Origin of the sequence: Sulfurimonas sediminis (assembly GCF_014905115.1) — a bacterium.
GTDB classification, from domain to species: Bacteria; Campylobacterota; Campylobacteria; order Campylobacterales; family Sulfurimonadaceae; genus Sulfurimonas; species Sulfurimonas sediminis.
On the sequence record NZ_CP041235.1, the window covers coordinates 1,147,647 to 1,169,359 of the forward strand.

Here is a 21,713-nt window from a genome sequence, read left to right on the forward strand (position 1 = left end):
AGAGGCTCCAATAGCTTTAAATCACTAGATTACAGTGAGGTTTTTACTGTGCACCAAACTGGCGAGAGTCCATTTCAGCCATAAACGTTTCTAGAGAAAACGTAATATAGTTTGCCAGGTCTTCAGGAGTTTTTTCAAGATCATTTAATGTTAAAGGCACAATCTGAATATGTGAGTCAGTGTCATTTACAGCATATGTAAATTGAATATACGGGCCTTTTGCCTCATCATGTCCTTTGACATTTTCTGTAACCAAAACACCAGGAATAAAATAATCAACTGTTACATCAGGATTCACCTGAACTTTATCAACAAGTTCCACTACTTTTTTTAATTTTTTTACTTGTTCTTCTACCATAATAACACTCCTTGTAATTTGTATCAGCTTTATAACTAATTTTTATATTATAACAGATAGAATGGTAGTAAAATAAAACAAACTGAAAATATAAGAATTAAATTAATTATTTTATTTAAGACTATAAAAAGATTATCATTATCATTTGGAATAAAATTTAGCTATACTTTTATGATTAAAAACTAGGAGAGTGTATGCTTTATGATACCGTAGACAGAGCTAAAGTAGAAGAGATGGTGCACCGGTTCTATGCTGATGTACTCAAAGATGATATTTTAAGCCCTTATTTTACAAAAGCACTGGGAAGTGACCTCAAGAGTGGAAAATGGCATGAACATTTAAATACATTGATTGGGTTTTGGCTGCTGATGATGAATGCAGAAATTGGTTACAAGGGTGATCCTTTTCCTCCGCATGCATTTTTAGGGCAGATGTACAGAGAAACTTTTGAACGCTGGCTGATACTTTTTAAAAATGTTGTTGAGGGCATGTTTGTGCCGGAAATTGCGCAAAAATTTTATAAAAAAGCAGATATTTTAGCTGAGCAGTTTATTGAAAATTTAGGTATTGATGAAGAAGAGGAGGATTAAATGAGCGAACAGGCAAAAATATTAGAAGAAATGCAGCAACTGGTGATGCAAATTCTTAAAACGGGTACAGCCACTGTAGAAGAGGGCGACAGACTTGATGAACTTGAAGAACAAATGCTCAAACAAAAATGCTACAGGCCGACTGATGCTCAAAACAGTGAAAATCAGGGTGAAGAAATTGCAGAACTCTTTTTTAACAATGACACAACAGGTGCAATAAATAAAATGATAGAGTATGACATTACGCCAGAAGATTTTTTCGGATTTGCGGCCTATCATTTTGAGGATGATCCTCGCGTAGGAATGTTTACAAAATCATTTATTGATAATGTAAACACAACTTATAAATCCAGGTCCTAAACAACGAAGTTAAAATAGATAAACTCTATTTTAACTTTGAAGCAATATCTTTGACAGCATCACTTGCGTGATTGAATGCAAGGGCAATACTTCCCTGATCCGTAACAACATCACCAATAGTATAAAGACCTTTTACATTTGTCTCAAAAGTTTTTTCATCATATACCGGAACATCCCATTCCCCTGTTTTAACACCTGAGTTTACAAGGATGTCTTTTGGAGTAGTACCGCCAAGTGCATAGACTGCTCTGTCATATTCACCGGTAGTTCCATCTGTAAAGTTTACTTTGATTGCTCTTTCTGTACCCGGTTCAACACTTGCAACATCTACACCGAGTTTATTGATAAGTTTACCGTTATCAAGGTACTTCATACACATTTGTGTATTGATCGGATTCATTCTTTTTATTTCAGCCTGTCTGTAGTTGAGTGTTACAACACAGTCTTCCATACCTTCCATTTCAATTAAACCATAGGCATACTCACCGGCGGTATCTCCACCACCGACTATCATTACATGTTCACCGTTTTGAACTTTGGAAAGGTTGAAGTTAAGTACACTTTTGAGTTCTTTTGGAAATTTGTATTTTGGCTTGTTAGGTTTCCCCATGCGACCAACCGAAAGAATGACATTTTTTGCTCTCATATTTTCAAGCGCTTCAGCTATGCCGTCTGTAGCATAAACAATTGAAAAAAGTCCGTCTTCCTCTTTTTCAATTCTAATGATTTCATGGTTGTATTCAAATTTGTCCAATACACCGGCTTCACTTAACTTATCATTCATTTGTTGGATATAATCTTCTTTTGAACACTCTTCAAAAGTAACATTGCCGGTAAATTCAAACTTGATTCCCATCCAGTCTTTATCTACTCTTTTGCCTTTTTTATAAAACTTGTGAATCATATCATTATGATGTGGTGCCTTGTCTATAACCATAACATTTTCGATACCGGCCAGTTTTGCTTCTATAGCAGCTGCCATTCCTCCAGGACCTGCACCTATTATTGCCAGGTCTACTGTCTTTGGATTATTTTGCGCCATTTATTTCCCCTTTTTGTCGTAAAATTCAGGCCGTAGTATAGTAAATTTCTGGAAAATGTTCTTGTTAATATCTGTTTATGTTATTTTTTTAATATATTTTTAAAATATCCTTAGCTTTTAGAGGATTTACTCCGCTCTGCTTGGATGCTCTGAAACAATTTTTCGAACCTCTTCATGGGCATCTTTGCTTAATCTTTCCAGTATGTCAAGTGGTGTAATCGGATTTTTTGCAACGGCTGCCCGTACATTTTCATCTTCGTCTTTACTGAGTTTGTTTAATATCTCCGGTGTTGTACTTGGATTTACCGCTATAGAGATCTTTACAAAGACATCATTGTCACTGCTGAGTCTGTCCAGTATCTCAACAGGAGTATTTGCATTGCCGGCTACCCATGATACAACTTCTGAGTCTTCACTGAGTGCAATGAGTGTTGCAACATTAGTATTTGGGTGTTCTGCCACAAATTCACGAACAAACGGGCTGTCGTCTTTACTCAGTTTGTCTAAAGTCTCAGAAGATGTATTGATATGTGCAGCAACTCTTGCGCGTACAAACTGGTTTTCATCTTCACTTAATTTATCCAATGCTTCTGTAGATGTCTCTGGGTTGTTTGCTAATGCTCTGCGAACATTCTCGTCACTGCTTTGTATCGATTCTAATTCTTCTTGTGTTATCATTTTTGCTGTTACCTTCATAAGAATATGGTTTTTGATTTCATGAATTGTAGCTATAAGTCTCTTAAATACTCAGTCACAAGAAAATGGAAACTTTTTTTCTAAGTTATTCATCAAGTCTTTCTCTCTTTGTGATGTGACATTCTTTTTCAAATACTCCCAGAACTTTTTTGCTGCACTGACAACCATGAGCCACTCTTCATCCTGCAGTATCTCCTGAGAATTTGCATCCGGTTCCATATAAAAGGCTGCAAGTTGATGAAACTTTTTTGCATGATCAGCCTCTTGTTTGGAAACATTTGCATTCCGGACAGCTTTTTCGTAAGCGTCGTCGAGTGCTAATATCTCAAAATAGGCACTTATACATTCATCAAAGGAAGAAGACCACACTTCATCTTCTGGCCATTTGGCAGTTTGGGGGTAGACCCATGCCATCTCTTGGAGTTTGAGATTTGAAAATTCAAAGATTGTCGTTATCCAGTAGAGCCGCCATCTTTGTTTAAGTTCGACATCACTGATATCATCCTGCAGATTTGCCATGAGCATAATACTTCTCCTTTGGTAGGGTTTTATAAGTTGAATCTTACCCTTTCTTGCCTTAAGCCTAAAGAGGTTAAAATTCAGTAAATATACAAGGATGACAAATGAGCATGACGGGAATGATATTTCAGTTTAACAGTGATAACGGCAAGGGATTGCTTATGTTATCTGACGGTGAGACAAAAGAGTTTGACACTAGCCAATGGGTAGAGAAAAGTAACAGGCCTTTCGTAGGATTGAAAATTTCCTATGATGAAAGTGATGGGAAAATCAGTGTGAAGCCATACAATGACGCAACAAAAGAATCTTCCGCCTACTCGAATGCTGATGAGTGTATTCTTCACTTTAAAGAAGAGGGATTCAAAGTTGTCAAGGACACTGCAGGTGAAACGACGCGGACAATTACACTGAGAAAGTATGAAATGGGTGACTTCGCAGAGGTTATAATCAAGTCTGTGAACGATAAAATTTCCGTAACCCATATGGTGAACGGGAAAAAAACCAACTGATTTTTTTTATTTTTTATTAAGTATCCAATGGTATTATAATCAAAAAAAGGAGACAATAATGAGCGAAACAACAACGGAAAAAGTGGACTTTGACAACATGAGTGTCATCCAAAAGATTAATGCTGTAGATAAAATTATAGATGAAAAAATCAGAGAATTCTTACATGCAGATGGTGGAGATTTAGATTTTATAGATCTTAAAGAGACAAACGGTCTGACTGATATTTATATCTCATATGTCGGAGCCTGCGGATCTTGTGCAAGTTCAGGAGGAACATTGACTTCCATCCAGAGAATTTTAAACGGTCAACTCGAAACCGACAATATCAGAGTATATGCAGTTTAGCATACAAAAGGAAAAAAATTGATTGTACAAGAAGAACTTTCGATGGTAGCAATACCGAGCATGAATGACACACACCTGGAAGAAAGTCTTCTTATAAACAAACTTGAGGCAGCTGCAGGCAGCAACGATATAAAATCAACGCTTGCAACGCTCAAGGAGCTCCTTGCACATACTTCCATACATTTTTCAGAAGAAGAAAGTATGATGCAGGAAACAAACTTTCCATCATATAACTCGCATAAAGCGGAACATGACAGACATTTAAGCGAGCTTGCGCATATCATTAAGTATTTTGAAGAAAAAAGAGATACGAATGCGATTATGGCTTACATAAAGGGGAATTTAGAATCTTGGATGCTAGATCATGTTAAAACGATGGATACGCTGATGGCTGAGTATTTTCAATCAGCTAATTCCTAATACCTTAAAAACAGCGGCATCAGCCGGCTGTTGTTAATCTTCGTAGGTCGGAGAAGTATAGTCAAATCCAAATTTCATCTTTTGGCTTATCTCTTCATCTATCTGATCTATAATCTCTTCGGTTACATTTTCAATATTTTCGATAAACCTGTTTTTTTCTTTTTCATGCTTAAATAAGTGAATGGTATAAGATTTTTCCTGTGTAAATGTCTCTAAAAACTTTTCTAAAACATCATCCCAGACTAAAGTAACTTCTTTGCTTAACTGGTTTTCTTTCCCATCTTCGGGAAGTGTAAAATTAAAAACTATATTTTCTTCATATGTAATGACTTCATACTTTTCATTTGCTGTCAATTTGTATCCTTTTTAAAATTGACAGTGTACCTTTGTATTTTTTGATTGTACTTAAAATTAAAAACACTTATAATTTTTTAGCTAACGGGAATATATGTCTGATACATTTCCCACCATCTAGCCAAGTCTCTTGCTTCTTGAGAGAAAGGATTGTTGATTATTCTTTCAAAAGTGGCAGTATCGAGACTTTTAAGCTCCTGTGCAAGTTCACTGACACACTCTACCGGATAGTCATATGAACTTGCACATTCCAAAATGACATCCGGTACTTCTTTGTCCTGGGAGATCAGTACATAAGCATAAAGTTCACAGGTTTTGCGTGCTTGTACCTCTCTGTTGTTTGGGTTCATTTTCTTCCTTGTAAAATTATAATGTTTCGAGGTCTTGTGCCCAAAGAGTAAGCTCAACCTGAGAGAGCTGTCGGCTGATGCGGCCGACTTCTTCTCCTTCTTTGAAGGCAATAATGGTTGGAAGTGCACCCACTCCATATTCTTTTGCTGCTTTTTGATGTTTGTCGGCATTTATTTTTAAAAACCTTACAGTCGATCCAAAGCCAAGTGCCGCATCTTCATAGTCTTCATACATTGCCATACACGGACCACAGGTAGTAGAATAAAAGTCAACCAACACTGCAATACTGTTTTCTTTGATGTGCAGCATGCAGTTTTCATCATCTGCTTCAACAACAAAAGGATTGTCGAGTTCTGAATGGCACTGTTTACATGTAACGGTTTCTTCTTTCGATTTGCCTTTGCTGCTGTTAAGAGTGTTGCACTCTGAACATACTATTTTAACAATTTCCATAAGTTGCCTTTTTTTATATCTTTTTGCTTTGATTATATTAAAACTTAAGTAAGAGACACTTAAGTTTTAAACGAAGGAAATAATCTTAAAGTATGGGTTTTTAACAGCAGTTTCAAGTGTACTGATTTCATCAAGCACAAGCAATATTTCACTATTGTCTGTTTTGATTTTGATACACTCCTGATGATTTTCGTTGCGAGCTGTATCAAGTGCTTTTCCTTCAAAAACAGAACCTGATTTCATGGTTAATTTAACAGGGTAGTGGTACATACATGCTATTTCAATATAGTCGTATTGCTGACAGCTAATCATTTGTTTTCCCTAAAAATTCTTATTCTACTATTTATTAGTTACTCTGTTTTGTTAGCAACTCTATGCTGCTATATTATACTTCCGTATATCAATCTCTACACCATTTTTTACAATTTTTCTTGCTTTTTTTAGTAGTTCTTTTGTGACAGATTCATCAATATATTTTTCTCCACAATTATCACAGATATGGGCTGGGACTTCTTTAAAAACGATAGTCGAACTACCTTTTTCCAAAGTCACTGTTGTTGTCCCTTCTTTTGTCTCTCCATGTTTACAAATGATACATTTCATTTTTTAATCCTTCTTTTGCAAAAACAACATGTAATGGCTTGTTGTTGATTTTTAATACCAAAAATGATGGATATGGCTTATCGTCAAGATACTCTTCTATAATTTCACCATTTTTAATAGTATCTTCAACATTAATTTCAAAAATATCTCTTTCAAACATTCTTTGAATTGCATGTTCTCTATATATAAAAGTCAAAAGTAATCCCTTATTGTCTTCAGTGTTATATTATATCAAAATTTTATTTTTCTTTTAAATTTATAAATTCATCACTTGTCATACGAGGCCATAAAGTGACCTTTTTCATATTGATTTTTCAAGTACTCTACATGTAAAGATAAAATTTTATCTATTTTTTTAAATCTACGATATATGTTAATGATATTATAAACATTGTAATCCTTTTGCTAACGGTCGAAGATAGCCAATAAATTTCCGCTAGGAGTCTGTCTGATACCCATCCAAAAATACTCCCTATAATCTCTCATATTTTTAAAAAACCATTTTTAGAGCGATAATGTAGAAAATATTCTCTAAAATCCTTCATATATTGCTCGATATATGCCATCCCTGTCTCCTGTTATCCCATTATCGTATGCAATCTCTTCAGATTGTATGCCATGCATACCAAACGCCACTCACCTTGTGCCTTTTGAAGCCCTCTGAGCATAAATTGCCTAAATCCAATTACCTGTTTGATGATACCGAAGATGGGTTCTATGACACATTTGCGTTGGGCATAAATAGCTTTACCCTCTTTGGTCTGAAGACGGTGTTTCATTTTTTCTACTTCAGTAGGATTATCAGGCAAAGGGTCTGCCTCTTTGAATCTCTCTTCAAGTGGCTGATTGTGTTGCTCTTTTCCAAATGAGATATAGGGTGTCATTTTGCTTTTTACACATAGCTTGATATTCTCTTCGCTGAAATAGCCTGCATCCGCATTGAATGCAGCGGAAGGTTTGAGTTTTGGATGTACCTCATACCATTGCAGTGTAGGCTTAACCTCCTGTTTGTCATTGGTGTTTTGTGTAACATGGGTATGGAGTATCAGACGGGAATCATGCTCTGCTGAGGCTTGGGCATTGTAGCACTGCTCAAACCCTCCGCCTGATGTTTTCATAATACGAGACTCTTCATCGGTCAGGTTGACCTGGTCTTTATCCAATACTTCTTCGACAGGCTCTTTTGGCACTTTGCCTTTTGTCTTCTTGTCTGTGAGCTTCTCTTTCTCCTTGCGTCTCTTCATCTTCTCATCATAGAGTGCTTTCTCTTTTGCATAGCGCTCTTTGGCGCGTTGCTCTATTTTTGCTTTGGCTTCCTTAATGACTTCAAGACGCTCTTCTCTTCGTTCCAGCTCCTCAGGGATATTCACTCCTTCATCGCTTTTACTGTTGTCTGCCTCTTGTGCTTTTTCAAGCAAGGCCTGCACTTCTGCTTCGAGTTGGGATTGCAGTTTTTTTATATGTCCGTAGCTCAGTGCCTTATGCTTGGAAGCGTTGGCTTTGACTTTGGTACCGTCAAGACTTACTTTGCCTACTTTAAGTACGCCCGACTTCTGTGCTACCTCAAGTATCTGCACAAAGAGATCGGATATCTGGGAAAGAAAACGTTTGCGGAAGTTGGCAATGGTATCGTGATCGGGATGAGTATTGACAGCAATATATCTAAATGGTACAGAATCGTAGGTAGCCTGTTCTATCTTTCTGCTTGAAAAGACTCCTGTTGCACCCCAAGAGTATTTCCTCGCTTCGCTCACCGCACATATCCGTAAAAGAGAAGCGAAAGCATTGCTTTGGGATCATAGGCATCTTTGCCACCTTCTTTGTAGTGTTTGTAGATATCATTGAGATCGAGTGTTTCGACTATCTCTACAATGAAGCGTGCCAAATGCCTCTTTGGAAGCCACTCTTCTATACTCGGAGGCATCAGGAATGGCTGATTTCGGTTAGCTGCTATGAAGGGTTTCATATCGTCAAAGCCTTATTAGAATATTCTCTTATTTATATTTATTATACCTGATTATTGGTTTTGAGTGGGTTAATCCGACAGGCTCCTAGGTGCATTAATGTTTAGTTTAAGTGGTTGCGCTGGAGCAGGCTATGAAATGGCTCCAAGTTCAAAAAAAGAAGTTTTGCAAGAAACTACTGTTAAATATGATAAGTTTAAAAAACAAACTTTAGTGTCAACACCACCATACCTTATTAGAGATGGTTTTACAGATACTTTTCCAGTTATAGTTGGCTATAAATCAGTTATAAAAAACAATAAAATACAATTTGTGCAAATGTATTTAAAAATCTTAGGAACAGAACGAGCATTTTTTAATCAAGCAGTTGGCGAAGATGGTTATGTATTCAAGTTTGAAGAAATCAATCCTTATGAAGAAGGAACAACTATTACTACTCGAAGTGGTCAATATTCTAGCACAATGACAGTAAAAAAAGAAGTTTTCACTCTATTTTTGACATTAGAACAATTGAAAAAAATGGCTTCTCAAGACTATGCAATAAAAATATATGGTAAAACAAGAGAAGGAGATTTCACAATGCCCAAATTTATTAGTTCTGCTTTTTATCAAAGATTACAAACAGCAATCAAGTAGCTAATCAACATAACAAAACGTAGCAACAAAAATATGTTACCCTCGCCGAAAAAAGCTTTTAAAATTAGAAGTATTTAGATACCATTGTAGAAGTTAAAAGACTACAAAAAACATTTTGTAAAATCTTTACAAACCACTTAATATAGGGATTTCAAAGCTATCTGAAAGTGTTATTTGAGTATAATATATTTATATATTAAGGGTTGGTTATGTTAAAAAAAACTATCGAAATTTCGGGAGTTTTTAAAGACAAAAAAAGAGAAGAATCTTTCCAGATGAAACATAAAATTGGAATAAATTCTTTTACAAGGGATAGAAAGCTAGGGTTTGCTAAAATTATGACTATGATGATTAAAAAGAGTAATAAATCTTTACAAAACAGCATTAATGATACACAACTTGCTTTAGGTGAAGATGTCACTATCTCTAATAGTGCATATACGCAAGCACGAGCGAAACTTAACTATACAGCATTTGAAGAGTTTGCACAGATGGCAGCTGAAATCTTTTACAAAGATGGAGATTATGAAACCTATAAAGGATATAGAATCTTAGCTGTAGATGGTTCTATTGTAACACTTCCAAATACAGAGGATGTAAAAAAAGAGTTTAATCCTATGAAGGTTAAATGTCAGATAAAAGATTATGCTAAAGATGTCTCTCAAGCACGAGTATCTTGCCTCTTTGATGTGCTTAATAATATTGCACTTGATTCTTGTATTGAGAATAAAAATAGTAGTCAAATAAATGAGCTTATAGCTTATGATGAGCGAACTCTAGCGATGAATCACTTTGAGTATTGTAAAGAGGATGATTTAGTGCTTATGGATAGAGGTTATCCATCATTTGAACTCTTTGCAGTTGCTTATAATAAAACAAAAATAGTTTGTCGTATTAGAACAAATAGCTTCTCAAAAGCTAAGTTTCTTTTTGCTCCACATAGTGAAAAAAAAGATGTGATACTTGAGATAAATGCTCCTAAAATCATAAGAGATGATCTAAAAAGTCTGAATTTACCTACAAAGTTAAAAATACGATTTGTACAGGTAATTTTAGATAACGGTACTGTAGAAGTGTTGGCAACAAATGTACTTGATAGAGAAGTACTTAAAACATCAGAGTTTAAAGAGTTATACTCTCTTAGATGGGGAATTGAGACATACTTTGATTTGATAAAAAATAGACTCTCTTTAGAAAACTTTACAGGTCAAAGTGCATTATCAGTAAAACAAGATTTCTTTGCAACTATCTTTTTGACAAACTATGAATCTGCCATGACATACGACATAAACCAAGACCTAAAAGAGAAAACCAAAGAGAATAAATATATCCAAAAAGTAAATAAAGCAGTCTCTTTTAATATCATCAAACATAAGGTATTTGACCTTTTTTATTTGGATGAACCAATAGAAGATATGCTTGAGCAGATGGAGAAACTTTTTCTGACAAATACAATAGTAATTCGACCAAATAGGAAATCAAAACCACGGCTGGATAAAGATATACAAAAGTCCACCATAGCCACCAATTCGATAAATTATCTTAAAATGAAGAAGAAAAATGTTGGAAACTAATCAGCAGGAAGTTCGTAAATTAGGTGGTTGTAGGCTTAACTTAATGGCGTTGCCCGCGCCCCCGTTATATCCAAAAAACTTATTTTAAAACGGTATAGTTTTTGCTTACCTTGTATTGAAACCATATCTCATAAAAAAGGGTTGTATTGTGCAAATTTCACAAAACATGCAAAGTTATATTCAAGATTTAAAATCTTTATCTGAAGTTACTAATTTTAAAAATCTCAATAAAGGTGATAAAGCCTTTGAACTTATCTATCAAAAAGCACAAGATGCAAAGATTGACCTCTCAAATGCCAAAGAATTTCTTTCCTCTTTAAGTGACAGAGAACTCTCTACTATACAAAAAAATAAAAGCCTTGCTGACCCCATAAATGTTGCAAATGTCTCACAAGAAGGTGCTTATAACTTACTGGTGCATGGGTATGAAGATATTGACTATAATGGTGATGGAGTCACAGAGATTGGTATTACTAAAAGTTTCGGTATCCTTCCGCAAGAGGCTTCTCATGAGTTTAGAGAAAAATTTATCAATACTTTAAAAGAGATGGAGAAAAATGGAGCGAGTGAGTTTGATATTGGAGTGAGTACAATTATAACTCTTGGATCTTTTTCACTTATGAAAACTGCTAAACAACAGTACGATGAAGACCCGGCAATGCAAGCTTTGATGAAAGAACACGGAGTTGATAAATTTATCGTCAAAACTCCGACTTTTGATGATAACTATATTGCACAACTAAAAGATAAGTTAGAACATCCAAAAGGTGGTGCATATATAAGTCCTGAAGCTATGAAATCTATGCAGTTTTTCTTCAAAACTTATGACAAAGTATCGCAAAACTACGACAAAAATTTAGCAAAGGCTAATCAAGAAGTACAACAAAAAGCTGAGACAACAAAAGTGGCTTTAGAAAAAACTATACCAAAACATGAGTCTCGTTATGAAACCTTGCTGAAGATGAATTTCGACAATATGAATGAAGTAGAACGAGCAGAATTTTCTCATTTGAGTGCAAATAGACCTTTAGAGTTTTTAAGCGATGAAGCAAACAAAGCACTTGCTAAATCACTTGAAGGAAAAAGTGATGAAGAAAAAGGTCAAATAAAATCCATTATAAGTTTAGAATTTACTACGAGTATAAAAATGAATGATAAGGGGAATATTATACATGGTGCGAGAGATTTTTCAAAAAAGAATCATGATGAAGTTGTAAGTAAGCTAAACAAATTTATAGATAATTTTTATAAAGGTGGCGGTGTCGATACAATAGGAACAATAGATGTACTTAAAGATTTTCTCACTCTTTATACCGATGATAAACAAACACAAAAAGTTCAAAACGCTACTTTAAAAGATTTACTTCAAAAACAGAGTGCATAGCAAGATATAACAAGTACGAGGAGACCAATAATTTACCCTAGGAGCCTGTCGGATTAACCCACTCAAAACCAATAATCAGGTATAATAAATATAAATAAGAGAATATTCTAATAAGGCTTTGACGATATGAAACCCTTCATAGCAGCTAACCGAAATCAGCCATTCCTGATGCCTCCGAGTATAGAAGAGTGGCTTCCAAAGAGGCATTTGGCACGCTTCATTGTAGAGATAGTCGAAACACTCGATCTCAATGATATCTACAAACACTACAAAGAAGGTGGCAAAGATGCCTATGATCCCAAAGCAATGCTTTCGCTTCTCTTTTACGGATATGTGCGGTGAGCGAAGCGAGGAAATACTCTTGGGGTGCAACAGGAGTCTTTTCAAGCAGAAAGATAGAACAGGCTACCTACGATTCTGTACCATTTAGATATATTGCTGTCAATACTCATCCCGATCACGATACCATTGCCAACTTCCGCAAACGTTTTCTTTCCCAGATATCCGATCTCTTTGTGCAGATACTTGAGGTAGCACAGAAGTCGGGCGTACTTAAAGTAGGCAAAGTAAGTCTTGACGGTACCAAAGTCAAAGCCAACGCTTCCAAACATAAGGCACTGAGCTACGGACATATAAAAAAACTGCAATCCCAACTCGAAGCAGAAGTGCAGGCCTTGCTTGAAAAAGCACAAGAGGCAGACAACAGTAAAAGCGATGAAGGAGTGAATATCCCTGAGGAGCTGGAACGAAGAGAAGAGCGTCTTGAAGTCATTAAGGAAGCCAAAGCAAAAATAGAGCAACGCGCCAAAGAGCGCTATGCAAAAGAGAAAGCACTCTATGATGAGAAGATGAAGAGACGCAAGGAGAAAGAGAAGCTCACAGACAAGAAGACAAAAGGCAAAGTGCCAAAAGAGCCTGTCGAAGAAGTATTGGATAAAGACCAGGTCAACCTGACCGATGAAGAGTCTCGTATTATGAAAACATCAGGCGGAGGGTTTGAGCAGTGCTACAATGCCCAAGCCTCAGCAGAGCATGATTCCCGTCTGATACTCCATACCCATGTTACACAAAACACCAATGACAAACAGGAGGTTAAGCCTACACTGCAATGGTATGAGGTACATCCAAAACTCAAACCTTCCGCTGCATTCAATGCGGATGCAGGCTATTTCAGCGAAGAGAATATCAAGCTATGTGTAAAAAGCAAAATGACACCCTATATCTCATTTGGAAAAGAGCAACACAATCAGCCACTTGAAGAGAGATTCAAAGAGGCAGACCCTTTGCCTGATAATCCTACTGAAGTAGAAAAAATGAAACACCGTCTTCAGACCAAAGAGGGTAAAGCTATTTATGCCCAACGCAAATGTGTCATAGAACCCATCTTCGGTATCATCAAACAGGTAATTGGATTTAGGCAATTTATGCTCAGAGGGCTTCAAAAGGCACAAGGTGAGTGGCGTTTGGTATGCATGGCATACAATCTGAAGAGATTGCATACGATAATGGGATAACAGGAGACAGGGATGGCATATATCGAGCAATATATGAAGGATTTTAGAGAATATTTTCTACATTATCGCTCTAAAAATGGTTTTTTAAAAATATGAGAGATTATAGGGAGTATTTTTGGATGGGTATCCGACAGACTCCTAGTAATATACTAGCAATTATTCCCTTCATTGAGAATCTCCAAAAATTATGATGTGGCTACACTTATTCATACTCAGAACATTTAGCGATTCTGAGATAAAATATCAGTATGAGTAAGGATAAAAAGAAGATGAAAAACAGTAAATACACAAGAGAATTTCGAGATTCAAGCGTACAGTTGGTCATGAATTCAAACGAATCAACAGCAAAGATTGCAAAAGATTTAGATGTCAATGAAAAGACGCTTTATAATTGGGTACGAGAGTATAAAAAAGCTAATAATATTCCCATAGCAGCACGAGGTGGCTTTGCAAATAGCAGTACTGTTAAAGAAACCGCCGAAGAAGAGAATAAACGCCTGCGTGCAGAGAACAAACTTCTTAAGCAAGAGCGCGATATATTAAAAAAGGCAACAGCGTATTTCGCCAAAGGAACTCTGTGAAATACGCATGGATACAAGAACACTCAAACGAGTTTCAAATAACAATTATGTGCAAAGTGCTAAAGGTTGATAAGGCAAGTTATTACCACTGGATAAAACAAGGTTGCCAACTTCAACAAGTAGATGAAAAACTTAATGAACTTATTGAGATTATCTTCATACAGGGTAGAGAAAATTACGGCACAAGGCGCATCAAGGATAAGTTAGTACAAAGATATGGCTTTATCGTTTCTCGTCGCCGTATAGGGCGTATAATGCGTGAGTTGGGACTTGTTGCAAAGACGAAAAAAAGACACAGAATTAATACAACAAACTCAAATCACAACTTGCCTGTTGCACCAAATCTCTTAAACAGAGATTTCTATGCTTCGTATCCAGATGAGAAATATGTTGGAGAGGTCCTGCCCTTTGGGTATATAACCTATATTCCAACAAATGAAGGATGGTTGTATTTAGCAACTGTCATAGATTTATACTCCCGTCGTATCGTTGGCTGGTCGATGGATGACAGTATGAAAGTATCACTTGTGAATGATGCCCTTAATATGGCATTAATAAATCGAAACCCTTCAAAGGGTTTAATCTGGCATACCGACAGAGGAAGCCAGTATGCTTCATATGCTCATAGGGATTTATTGCAGCAACACGGCATCGTTCAGAGTATGTCACGCAAGGGAAACTGTTGGGATAACGCGGTAGCTGACTAGGTACCCCTTGAGGGTAAAGCTTTTTTCATACCCTAAAAACTGAACTCATTTATCATGAGACTTTTGAGACAAAAGCACAAGCTAATCAGGCTATATTTGAGTATATTGAGGTTTATTATAACCGACAAAGAATGCACTCTGCAAATGGTAATTTATCACCTGTGGAGTTTGAAGAAAAAATGATGTTACAACTTGAAACAGCAGCTTAGAATCTTTATGGATAAGTATGAAATAGGGTTGACACATCATTAAACTAACTATAAATCAATATAGCTGTGCTCAATTTTCTTAGAATACTGAACATAACGGCTGTCTTGAGAAATACGAATCCCCGCTAGGGTTCGTATTTCTCTCCAAGTAATTGTTAGCATCTTACTGATAGCCTTGCCAATACTTTTCAATAGTCCATAATCCTTCTTTTGTAGAAAGTTTAATGGCTTCTATCACTTCTTCATAGTCTATACTGTTAAACTTTGACCATTTTGTTTTTCTTGCTTTGTTCCAAGCTAATTTTTGATTACCTATATTCTTTTTATAAAGCTCTTCAAGTAGAATGCTATCAATAGGTGGATGTATAGCTTGAATACGTTTATCATTAATATTTTCTACACAAACAAATATAGATTTTAAATATAAATTAATTAGTTTTGCAGCAACACCATGAGTAAATTCTTTTTGATGTTCTTTTGCAATTCCGATAATTTCTTCTCTCCACATTCTATGCTCTTTAGTAAAGTCACTAAAGTTTGGTAGGTTATCTATACTTTTTGCTACTTCATATAAAGCTGATTTTTCTAAGAGCATTTTTCCAAATTCAACTTCAAATCGACATAATGGACTTGTAGAAGCTCCACGACTGGCTGCCCAAGAAGCGAATCTATGTTTATGCTCAATTATTGAATAATCCATAATGTTCCTTTGTATGCTAACTATTTTATCAGCGAACATTATAACATAAACAGCTCATATATTAAAAAATAAATGAACACTAATAATGTTAGTTTATTTGAAATTTTATTGCATTTTGCCATATTTTTAGTGATTTATTAAAATAGTGACTATTATGCTTAAAAATAAAGTGTGTTTTTATTGCTGAATTAGCTAATATTTGAACAAAGTGTTCATTTATTTGTCTTGATTTCTAATAAAAACACATTTTGTTCCTTTAAAAACAGGGGGGAAACATTATGCAGATTAAGAAAAAACTACTTGATATTGTGCGAGAAAAAATTCGCTTTAAGCATTATAGTATTTCAACTGAAAAAACATATGTACATTGGATAAAGCACTATATATTTTTTCACAATAAGAAGCATCCTGTAGAAATGGCAAAAAATGAGATAGAAGAATATCTGACTTTTTTAGCCACAAAAAAACAAGTAAGCCCTTCAACGCAAAATCAGGCATTTAATGCAATTCTTTTTCTTTACAAAGAAGTTTTAGGAGTAGATACTACAGAGTGGAATATTCAAGCACTAAGAGCACAGGAACGAAAGCACATACCTGTAGTATTAACAACACAAGAAGTACAAAAAGTATTGCAAAATTTAACTGGTATATACAAACTCATGGTAACTTTAATGTATGGATGTGGCCTTAGAATGAATGAAGTATTAAATATTCGCATAAAAGACCTTGATCTTGGATTTAACAAGCTTTATATCTGGAATTCTAAATCTTTAAAAGATAGAACAGTACCTTTGCCGTTAAAGTTAAAAGATGAACTTCAAGTTCAAGTAAAAAGGATAGAAGAGATTCATAAAAAAGATATTAGTGATGGTTTTGGAACTGTTTACATGCCATTTGCCTATGACAAGAAATACCCAAAAGCAAAACTTGAAACAAAATGGCAATATCTTTTTCCGATGAACAATATATCAAAAGACCCAAGAAGCAAAGAAAAAAGACGGCACCACATACATCCTCAAACACTCGGTAGAAATATAAAAGTAGCAGCTCAAAAAGCCAACTTAAATAAACGAGTAGCTTCACATATTTTTCGACATAGTTATGCTACGCACTTACTTCAAGTTGGCATAGATTTAAGAAGTATTCAAGAGCTTTTAGGGCATAAATCTGTTGAAACAACTATGATTCACCACACTTACGCTTTAGCGACGGTGGTGTCGGCATTTAGTGCCAGATACACTCATGTTGTTTCAGAGATGAATAAGACTAAACTTATAAGTCCGTTAGACTTTTAAAAGGCAAAAAAATGATAGAGAGATTTTATTTAAAAGAGTACCTTAGTTTTAAAGAAGCAGAACTTGATTTGCAGCCTGGACTGGTTGTGTTTACCGGTCCAAGTGGGAGTGGGAAGTCTATACTTATGGAGTCCATTCTAGCTTCTGTAGGTGGGGCTTCTTGTGATGCAAGTATTTGTGAGAGTAGTGTGACCTGGCAGATAGATGAGGACAATGTGGGAATTTCAAATGATGATATCAATGTTTTTAAGCACATTAAAAAAGAAAAGTCCCGCTATTTTATAAACAATCAGTCTCTTTCAAAAAAGTCTATTTCCAAGGTTGCTTCAGCGTATTTGCGGCATTTGAGTTTAAAAGATTTCAGTGATTTTAAAAATGAAAATCTGCTTGAAATTTTAGACAACAGGGTAGGGGCAAAGTCTCAAAAAATCACAAAGCTAAAAGAGAAGTATAAAGAAACATTTTTAGAGTATCAAGAGGTAAAAAAGGCTTTACATGTAATAGCACAGGAGGAGAAAAAAATAGTTGAACTTAAAGAGTTCGCAGCGTATGAGATAAAGAAAATAGAAGATATAAACCCAACTGTCGGTGAAGATGAAGATCTTTTACAGATAAAAAAAGAGCTTTCAAAAAAAGAGAAAGTTTTAGGCAGTATAGAGTCTGCAAATGAGATTTTCAATTATGAGCATTTGGTCTCATCTGCTTTGGAAGCACTGGATGAGCAGAGTGGTTTTTTTGATGATGCCATGAATGAGTTGCGAAGTGTTTTGGAGAGTGCACAGGAGCGTTTTTCTGCACTAGATGATGTTGATGTTGAAGAGGTGCTCAATCGCATAGAAGCGCTCAGTGGTCTTAAACGAAGGTATGGAAGTATAGAAGAGGCATTGGAGTACAAAAGACAAAAAGAATTAGAACTCAAAAAGTATGAAAACATAGAAGTGGCAAAAAATGACTTACATGTAAGGGTTGAAAAACTCTCTGCAGAGGTGAAAGAACTTGCCGATACACTCAGTGATTTTCGCACCAAGGCTTTGCCTGCATTTGTTAAAGATTTGAACAGTTACTTAAACAGTTTGTATTTAAGAGATGCAAAAATTCACATGAGTAGAGTCGATTATGATTTATATGGGCAAGACAAACTTGAAATAGAGCTAAATGAAACAGAACTCTCCAAGATAAGTACAGGAGAATTTAACCGTCTTCGTTTGGCGGTTTTAGCCTTAAAGTCGGAGTTTATGAGCGGAAACGGTGGGGTTTTGATGCTTGATGAGATAGATGCAAACTTAAGCGGTGAAGAGTCTATGAGTGTGGCAAAAGTGCTGAAAAAACTCTCAAAACATTTTCAGATATTTGTGATTTCTCATCAGCCACAACTGACTTCTATGGGTGATCAGCACTTTTTGGTTTATAAAGATGGTAAAATATCAAAAACAAAAGAGCTGAACATGGACGAACGGGTAAATGAAATAGCCAGAATTATCAGTGGAGAAACTGTTTCGAGTGAAGCCAAAAAGTTTGCAAGAGAGCTGTTGGAAGCCAATAAATGTGTTTCATAATTTCCATTGTAGGGTTGTTTTTGGCATACAGTTTTTACAATGCAGACAATAGACTCCTCGCAGGCGGTTCTGTTTTGGTTTCCGCGTTTTTTATATTTTTAATGATACGAAATATATTACATGTAAAGAAGAGAAAAGAAAAATGATAATTGACACACATATACATTTGGATGACAACCGGTATGATGAAGATTTGGATGCAGTGCTGGAGCGTGCGAGAGAGGGTGGGGTGAAGCGTTTTATCATTCCAGGAGCGGATCTTACTACCTTGGAAAAAGCCATAAAAATTGCAGAACGCTACGAAGATGTCTATTTTGCCATAGGGGTGCATCCTTATGATATTGCAGGTTTTGAGATGACATACTTTGAAAAATATGTGGGACATGATAAATGTGTGGCAATCGGCGAATGCGGGTTGGATTACTTTCGTCTTGAAGGGAGTGATGCAGAAAAAGCACAGGAAAAAGAGGCACAGGCAAAAGTTTTTGCAGCGCAGATAGAGTTTGCCAAAAAACACAAAAAGCCTCTCATAGTCCATATCCGCAACGCTTCGCATGATGCAAAAATGCTGCTGTTGGAGCATAATGTAGGAGAAGTGGGCGGTGTGCTGCACTGTTTTAATGCTGATGATGAGCTTTTAAGTTTGGCAGATGAGAATTTTTATTTTGGCATAGGCGGAGTATTGACTTTTAAAAATGCCAAAAAACTTGTCAATGTTTTACCCCGCATACCAAAAGAGAAGCTTCTTATAGAAACAGACGGTCCGTATTTGACGCCTACACCGCACAGAGGAGAGAGAAACGAACCGCTATACACAACGCTTGTAGCGCAGAAAATGTCAGAAATCTTAGAGATTCCAAGAGAAGAAATAGAAAAACTGACCGCAGAAAATGCCCTGAAACTCTTTCATATTTCTTAATATCATCATGGTCACAACTTTTTTTAATAGAATTTTGGCTAAAATAGCATAAATTAAAATTAAAAAGTTGTCTATGATTAAATATATATTAACCCTGTGTTTCCCGTTTCTTCTTTTGGCGAATTTGACGTATGAATCAAACTATAACAAAGAACTGGCATTGTTGGACTCATTTGATATAGAGCCGTCATTTCTTTATGACCCTGTAATGAATAGAATGAAAGCCAAAACGTTGTCAAGAGACAAGCACTTTTTCAAGGCGATGGAAGATGCCTATCTGTTTATTCCTGCCATTAAAAGTACACTCTCAAAATACAATGTTCCCCAGGAATTTCTCTATCTTGCTATGGCTGAATCAAATTTTCACACAAAGGCCTATTCCAATAAAAGAGCAGCCGGACTGTGGCAGTTTATGCCCGCAACAGGCAAACTTTTTCATCTGAAAATTGACGAGTATGTAGATGAGAGACGCGATTTGATCAAATCAACTGAAGCGGCGGCAAAATACCTCTCAGCACTGCATAAGCGGTTTGGAAAGTGGTATTTGGCTGCCATTGCCTATAACTGTGGTGGCGGTGCGTTAAGCAAAGCAATCAGAAAAGCAAAAACAGACAAGCTTTCTGTTTTACTCAATCCGAAAAAACACTATATTCCTAGAGAGAGTCGCTACTATATCCGCAAAATCGTTGCCCTTGCGCTGATAGGCAGTGACGAGCAGTATATGCTGCACAGTGAGTATGAGTACCTTTTAAATCGTGCCAATGCCTATTCGATTGCAACTGTGAAACTGCCTCGCGGAGAATCATTGGTACGACTCTCAAAACTTATTCATATCCCGCTGAAAGATTTGAAAAAGCTCAACAGACACTTAAAATATGATTTTGTCCCGCCGTATGCGGATGGATACGATGTCTATATACCGTATATAAAACTCGCAGAATACAAGCAAAAGTATTTTCAGGAACCCATACAGAATATCTACAAGATACATGTAGTCAGACGGGGAGAAAGTCTTTCCCGTATTGGCAAAAAATACGGTGTTTCATACAAGGTGATTAAAGATTTCAACAAACTGCGTACAAACCGTTTGCGAATCAAACAAAAGCTTGTTATTCCTATAGCCAAAAACACGAAACACAAAAAATTTAAAAGTACGCATTACTATATGGTCAAAAAAGGTGATTCTTTAGGCTCTATCGCAAGAGCCCATAAAATCAGCATTAAAAACATACGGGCACAAAACAACATCAAAGGATCTTTGATCCGAGTCGGCGAAAGGTTAAAACTGTATGAATAAAATACTTTTTTTTTCGCTACTTGGTATTACTTTGTTTATAAGTGGATGCAGCACAAGAGGACCGAGCAGCTACATACAGCATAAATATTCAAGCCCTGCATACAGTCAGAAAAAATATTCACATCCGACGATGCGTCCTTATGTAGTACACGGAAAACGGTACTACCCGACTGTCGTGAGTGTCGGAGACAGGTTCCGGGGCAATGCAAGCTGGTACGGACCGAATTTTCACGGAAAGTTTACATCTAACGGTGAAAGATACAATATGTGGGATATGACAGCTGCGCATAAAACACTGCCGATGAATACCATCGTGAGAGTGACCAACAGAAGAAACGGAAAAAGTACGGTGGTCCGCATCAATGACAGAGGGCCTTTTGTCTCGACACGAATTATAGACCTCTCAAAAGCAGCAGCTTCAAAAATAGACATGATCGGAACGGGAACTGCTCCTGTAACTCTTGAAGTGCTTGGTTTTGCAGGAAAAGGCAAAAATAAGATACCAAATAAAAAACAGTTGAAAAAATCACCTAAAAGTGTTGCTGTGAGTGATTTTGCACTGCAGATTGCATCTTTTTCAAACATCAACGGTGCGATAAAGACACAGGAAAAGTATAACAATACAGACGGATACACGACAGTTATCAAAGATATGCAGACACCAAACGGCAGAATGTTCAAAGTCTGGCTCAAAGGCTTTAAAAGTGAACAAGAAGCAAGAGACTACAAGGCAAACGGCATATTCAAAGGTGCATTTATAGTGAGAGAGGATTAAA

Annotated in this window: 27 protein-coding genes and 3 pseudogenes; 18 read left to right on the top strand and 12 right to left on the bottom strand. The window is 36.1% G+C overall.

From position 1 onward, the window contains the following. Positions 1 to 43: 43 nt before the first annotated feature. Complete coding sequence (locus FJR45_RS06190; RefSeq protein ID WP_193151838.1) at positions 44 to 358, bottom strand: hypothetical protein; 315 nt, start codon at positions 356 to 358, stop codon at positions 44 to 46. A gap of 194 nt (positions 359 to 552) precedes the next feature. Here FJR45_RS06190 and FJR45_RS06195 point away from each other — a divergent pair, with 194 nt between their 5' ends. After that, entirely contained in the window at positions 553 to 948 is a 396-nt protein-coding gene (locus FJR45_RS06195; RefSeq protein ID WP_193151839.1) for a group III truncated hemoglobin, read from the top strand. Further along, complete coding sequence (locus FJR45_RS06200; RefSeq protein WP_193151840.1) at positions 949 to 1,308, top strand: hypothetical protein; 360 nt, start codon at positions 949 to 951, stop codon at positions 1,306 to 1,308. 25 nt (positions 1,309 to 1,333) lie between these two features. On the opposite strand, the gene FJR45_RS06205 is transcribed toward FJR45_RS06200, so the two are convergent. The 3 genes from FJR45_RS06205 to FJR45_RS06215 form a co-directional block, all read right to left on the bottom strand. Further along, positions 1,334 to 2,350, bottom strand: a complete 1,017-nt coding sequence (locus FJR45_RS06205; protein ID WP_193151841.1) for an NAD(P)-binding domain-containing protein — start codon at positions 2,348 to 2,350, stop codon at positions 1,334 to 1,336. A gap of 126 nt (positions 2,351 to 2,476) precedes the next feature. Next, positions 2,477 to 3,028, bottom strand: a complete 552-nt coding sequence (locus FJR45_RS06210; RefSeq protein WP_193151842.1) for a hypothetical protein — start codon at positions 3,026 to 3,028, stop codon at positions 2,477 to 2,479. Positions 3,029 to 3,097: 69 nt separating this feature from the next. Beyond that, positions 3,098 to 3,571: a hypothetical protein gene (locus FJR45_RS06215; protein ID WP_193151843.1), complete on the bottom strand. Its 474-nt coding sequence runs from the start codon at positions 3,569 to 3,571 to the stop codon at positions 3,098 to 3,100. Between the two features lie 98 nt (positions 3,572 to 3,669). Here FJR45_RS06215 and FJR45_RS06220 point away from each other — a divergent pair, with 98 nt between their 5' ends. The 3 genes from FJR45_RS06220 to FJR45_RS06230 are packed head-to-tail and all read left to right on the top strand — an operon-like array spanning position 3,670 to position 4,840. Beyond that, positions 3,670 to 4,074, top strand: a complete 405-nt coding sequence (locus tag FJR45_RS06220) for a hypothetical protein (RefSeq protein WP_193151844.1) — start codon at positions 3,670 to 3,672, stop codon at positions 4,072 to 4,074. A 58-nt stretch (positions 4,075 to 4,132) separates the two neighbouring features. After that, positions 4,133 to 4,420: a NifU family protein gene (locus FJR45_RS06225; RefSeq protein WP_151900333.1), complete on the top strand. Its 288-nt coding sequence runs from the start codon at positions 4,133 to 4,135 to the stop codon at positions 4,418 to 4,420. Between the two features lie 18 nt (positions 4,421 to 4,438). Next, the gene (locus tag FJR45_RS06230) at positions 4,439 to 4,840 is read left to right on the top strand and encodes a bacteriohemerythrin (RefSeq protein WP_193151845.1); all 402 of its coding nucleotides are present in this window, start codon (positions 4,439 to 4,441) and stop codon (positions 4,838 to 4,840) included. Between the two features lie 33 nt (positions 4,841 to 4,873). Here FJR45_RS06230 and FJR45_RS06235 read toward each other — a convergent pair whose 3' ends face one another. The 7 genes and pseudogenes from FJR45_RS06235 to FJR45_RS06265 all read right to left on the bottom strand — a co-directional run bounded on the left by FJR45_RS06235 (position 4,874) and on the right by FJR45_RS06265 (position 8,567). After that, the gene (locus FJR45_RS06235) at positions 4,874 to 5,194 is read right to left on the bottom strand and encodes a hypothetical protein (protein ID WP_193151846.1); all 321 of its coding nucleotides are present in this window, start codon (positions 5,192 to 5,194) and stop codon (positions 4,874 to 4,876) included. Positions 5,195 to 5,271: 77 nt separating this feature from the next. Then, the gene (locus FJR45_RS06240; protein WP_193151847.1) at positions 5,272 to 5,544 is read right to left on the bottom strand and encodes a hypothetical protein; all 273 of its coding nucleotides are present in this window, start codon (positions 5,542 to 5,544) and stop codon (positions 5,272 to 5,274) included. Positions 5,545 to 5,560: 16 nt separating this feature from the next. Further along, positions 5,561 to 5,998: a thioredoxin family protein gene (locus FJR45_RS06245; protein ID WP_193151848.1), complete on the bottom strand. Its 438-nt coding sequence runs from the start codon at positions 5,996 to 5,998 to the stop codon at positions 5,561 to 5,563. Positions 5,999 to 6,064: 66 nt separating this feature from the next. Further along, the gene (locus FJR45_RS06250; RefSeq protein WP_193151849.1) at positions 6,065 to 6,310 is read right to left on the bottom strand and encodes a Rho-binding antiterminator; all 246 of its coding nucleotides are present in this window, start codon (positions 6,308 to 6,310) and stop codon (positions 6,065 to 6,067) included. A gap of 60 nt (positions 6,311 to 6,370) precedes the next feature. Then, entirely contained in the window at positions 6,371 to 6,601 is a 231-nt protein-coding gene (locus FJR45_RS06255; RefSeq protein ID WP_193151850.1) for a type II toxin-antitoxin system MqsA family antitoxin, read from the bottom strand. Further along, positions 6,582 to 6,797 (bottom strand): DUF4258 domain-containing protein, encoded by a 216-nt coding sequence (locus FJR45_RS06260; protein WP_193151851.1) that lies wholly within the window; start codon positions 6,795 to 6,797, stop codon positions 6,582 to 6,584. The genes FJR45_RS06255 and FJR45_RS06260 overlap by 20 nt, the downstream gene beginning before the upstream one ends. 382 nt (positions 6,798 to 7,179) lie before the next feature. Continuing rightward, positions 7,180 to 8,567, bottom strand: a pseudogene (locus tag FJR45_RS06265) (transposase). A 97-nt stretch (positions 8,568 to 8,664) separates the two neighbouring features. On the opposite strand from FJR45_RS06265, the gene FJR45_RS06270 reads away from it, so the two are divergent. The 7 genes and pseudogenes from FJR45_RS06270 to FJR45_RS12685 form a co-directional block, all read left to right on the top strand. After that, on the top strand, positions 8,665 to 9,201 hold the full coding sequence (locus FJR45_RS06270) for a hypothetical protein (RefSeq protein WP_193151852.1): 537 nt from the start codon (positions 8,665 to 8,667) through the stop codon (positions 9,199 to 9,201). A gap of 209 nt (positions 9,202 to 9,410) precedes the next feature. Continuing rightward, positions 9,411 to 10,775 (top strand): IS4 family transposase, encoded by a 1,365-nt coding sequence (locus FJR45_RS06275; RefSeq protein WP_193150409.1) that lies wholly within the window; start codon positions 9,411 to 9,413, stop codon positions 10,773 to 10,775. 148 nt (positions 10,776 to 10,923) lie between these two features. Continuing rightward, the gene (locus tag FJR45_RS06280) at positions 10,924 to 12,159 is read left to right on the top strand and encodes a hypothetical protein (RefSeq protein WP_193151853.1); all 1,236 of its coding nucleotides are present in this window, start codon (positions 10,924 to 10,926) and stop codon (positions 12,157 to 12,159) included. Between the two features lie 126 nt (positions 12,160 to 12,285). Continuing rightward, a pseudogene (locus tag FJR45_RS06285) lies at positions 12,286 to 13,673 on the top strand (transposase). A 248-nt stretch (positions 13,674 to 13,921) separates the two neighbouring features. Further along, positions 13,922 to 14,254 carry a transposase gene (locus tag FJR45_RS06290; protein WP_193149663.1) on the top strand — a complete coding sequence of 111 codons (333 nt, stop codon included), beginning with the start codon at positions 13,922 to 13,924 and terminating at the stop codon, positions 14,252 to 14,254. Continuing rightward, complete coding sequence (locus FJR45_RS06295; RefSeq protein WP_264299314.1) at positions 14,251 to 14,961, top strand: IS3 family transposase; 711 nt, start codon at positions 14,251 to 14,253, stop codon at positions 14,959 to 14,961. The genes FJR45_RS06290 and FJR45_RS06295 overlap by 4 nt, the downstream gene beginning before the upstream one ends. Before the next feature lie 29 nt (positions 14,962 to 14,990). Beyond that, a pseudogene (locus FJR45_RS12685) lies at positions 14,991 to 15,170 on the top strand (IS3 family transposase); the annotation flags it as partial. A gap of 163 nt (positions 15,171 to 15,333) precedes the next feature. Here the strand turns inward: FJR45_RS12685 and FJR45_RS06305 are convergent. After that, positions 15,334 to 15,870, bottom strand: a complete 537-nt coding sequence (locus FJR45_RS06305) for a hypothetical protein (RefSeq protein ID WP_193149664.1) — start codon at positions 15,868 to 15,870, stop codon at positions 15,334 to 15,336. A gap of 278 nt (positions 15,871 to 16,148) precedes the next feature. On the opposite strand from FJR45_RS06305, the gene FJR45_RS06310 reads away from it, so the two are divergent. The 6 genes from FJR45_RS06310 (at position 16,149) to FJR45_RS06335 (ending at position 21,712) form a co-directional block, all read left to right on the top strand. Beyond that, entirely contained in the window at positions 16,149 to 17,165 is a 1,017-nt protein-coding gene (locus FJR45_RS06310; RefSeq protein WP_193149665.1) for an integron integrase, read from the top strand. Between the two features lie 11 nt (positions 17,166 to 17,176). Next, complete coding sequence (locus FJR45_RS06315; RefSeq protein ID WP_193149666.1) at positions 17,177 to 18,721, top strand: AAA family ATPase; 1,545 nt, start codon at positions 17,177 to 17,179, stop codon at positions 18,719 to 18,721. Beyond that, positions 18,709 to 18,867 carry a hypothetical protein gene (locus FJR45_RS06320; RefSeq protein WP_193149667.1) on the top strand — a complete coding sequence of 53 codons (159 nt, stop codon included), beginning with the start codon at positions 18,709 to 18,711 and terminating at the stop codon, positions 18,865 to 18,867. The genes FJR45_RS06315 and FJR45_RS06320 overlap by 13 nt, the downstream gene beginning before the upstream one ends. Further along, on the top strand, positions 18,864 to 19,640 hold the full coding sequence (locus tag FJR45_RS06325; protein WP_193149668.1) for a TatD family hydrolase: 777 nt from the start codon (positions 18,864 to 18,866) through the stop codon (positions 19,638 to 19,640). The genes FJR45_RS06320 and FJR45_RS06325 overlap by 4 nt, the downstream gene beginning before the upstream one ends. Positions 19,641 to 19,713: 73 nt before the next feature. Further along, positions 19,714 to 20,937, top strand: a complete 1,224-nt coding sequence (locus FJR45_RS06330) for a lytic transglycosylase domain-containing protein (protein ID WP_226966396.1) — start codon at positions 19,714 to 19,716, stop codon at positions 20,935 to 20,937. After that, positions 20,930 to 21,712, top strand: coding sequence for a septal ring lytic transglycosylase RlpA family protein (locus FJR45_RS06335; protein WP_193149670.1), 783 nt, complete (start codon positions 20,930 to 20,932; stop codon positions 21,710 to 21,712). The genes FJR45_RS06330 and FJR45_RS06335 overlap by 8 nt, the downstream gene beginning before the upstream one ends. Position 21,713 lies beyond the last annotated feature (1 nt).

Coding starts and splice junctions, on each gene's coding strand:
- FJR45_RS06190 (WP_193151838.1), bottom strand. CDS start 358: ATGGTAGAAGAACAAGTAAAAAAATTAAAAAAAGTAGTGGAACTTGTT.
- FJR45_RS06195 (WP_193151839.1), top strand. CDS start 553: ATGCTTTATGATACCGTAGACAGAGCTAAAGTAGAAGAGATGGTGCAC.
- FJR45_RS06200 (WP_193151840.1), top strand. CDS start 949: ATGAGCGAACAGGCAAAAATATTAGAAGAAATGCAGCAACTGGTGATG.
- FJR45_RS06205 (WP_193151841.1), bottom strand. CDS start 2,350: ATGGCGCAAAATAATCCAAAGACAGTAGACCTGGCAATAATAGGTGCA.
- FJR45_RS06210 (WP_193151842.1), bottom strand. CDS start 3,028: ATGATAACACAAGAAGAATTAGAATCGATACAAAGCAGTGACGAGAAT.
- FJR45_RS06215 (WP_193151843.1), bottom strand. CDS start 3,571: ATGCTCATGGCAAATCTGCAGGATGATATCAGTGATGTCGAACTTAAA.
- FJR45_RS06220 (WP_193151844.1), top strand. CDS start 3,670: ATGAGCATGACGGGAATGATATTTCAGTTTAACAGTGATAACGGCAAG.
- FJR45_RS06225 (WP_151900333.1), top strand. CDS start 4,133: ATGAGCGAAACAACAACGGAAAAAGTGGACTTTGACAACATGAGTGTC.
- FJR45_RS06240 (WP_193151847.1), bottom strand. CDS start 5,544: ATGAACCCAAACAACAGAGAGGTACAAGCACGCAAAACCTGTGAACTT.
- FJR45_RS06245 (WP_193151848.1), bottom strand. CDS start 5,998: ATGGAAATTGTTAAAATAGTATGTTCAGAGTGCAACACTCTTAACAGC.
- FJR45_RS06250 (WP_193151849.1), bottom strand. CDS start 6,310: ATGATTAGCTGTCAGCAATACGACTATATTGAAATAGCATGTATGTAC.
- FJR45_RS06255 (WP_193151850.1), bottom strand. CDS start 6,601: ATGAAATGTATCATTTGTAAACATGGAGAGACAAAAGAAGGGACAACA.
- FJR45_RS06270 (WP_193151852.1), top strand. CDS start 8,665: ATGTTTAGTTTAAGTGGTTGCGCTGGAGCAGGCTATGAAATGGCTCCA.
- FJR45_RS06275 (WP_193150409.1), top strand. CDS start 9,411: ATGTTAAAAAAAACTATCGAAATTTCGGGAGTTTTTAAAGACAAAAAA.
- FJR45_RS06290 (WP_193149663.1), top strand. CDS start 13,922: ATGAGTAAGGATAAAAAGAAGATGAAAAACAGTAAATACACAAGAGAA.
- FJR45_RS06305 (WP_193149664.1), bottom strand. CDS start 15,870: ATGGATTATTCAATAATTGAGCATAAACATAGATTCGCTTCTTGGGCA.
- FJR45_RS06310 (WP_193149665.1), top strand. CDS start 16,149: ATGCAGATTAAGAAAAAACTACTTGATATTGTGCGAGAAAAAATTCGC.
- FJR45_RS06315 (WP_193149666.1), top strand. CDS start 17,177: ATGATAGAGAGATTTTATTTAAAAGAGTACCTTAGTTTTAAAGAAGCA.
- FJR45_RS06320 (WP_193149667.1), top strand. CDS start 18,709: ATGTGTTTCATAATTTCCATTGTAGGGTTGTTTTTGGCATACAGTTTT.
- FJR45_RS06325 (WP_193149668.1), top strand. CDS start 18,864: ATGATAATTGACACACATATACATTTGGATGACAACCGGTATGATGAA.
- FJR45_RS06330 (WP_226966396.1), top strand. CDS start 19,714: ATGATTAAATATATATTAACCCTGTGTTTCCCGTTTCTTCTTTTGGCG.
- FJR45_RS06335 (WP_193149670.1), top strand. CDS start 20,930: ATGAATAAAATACTTTTTTTTTCGCTACTTGGTATTACTTTGTTTATA.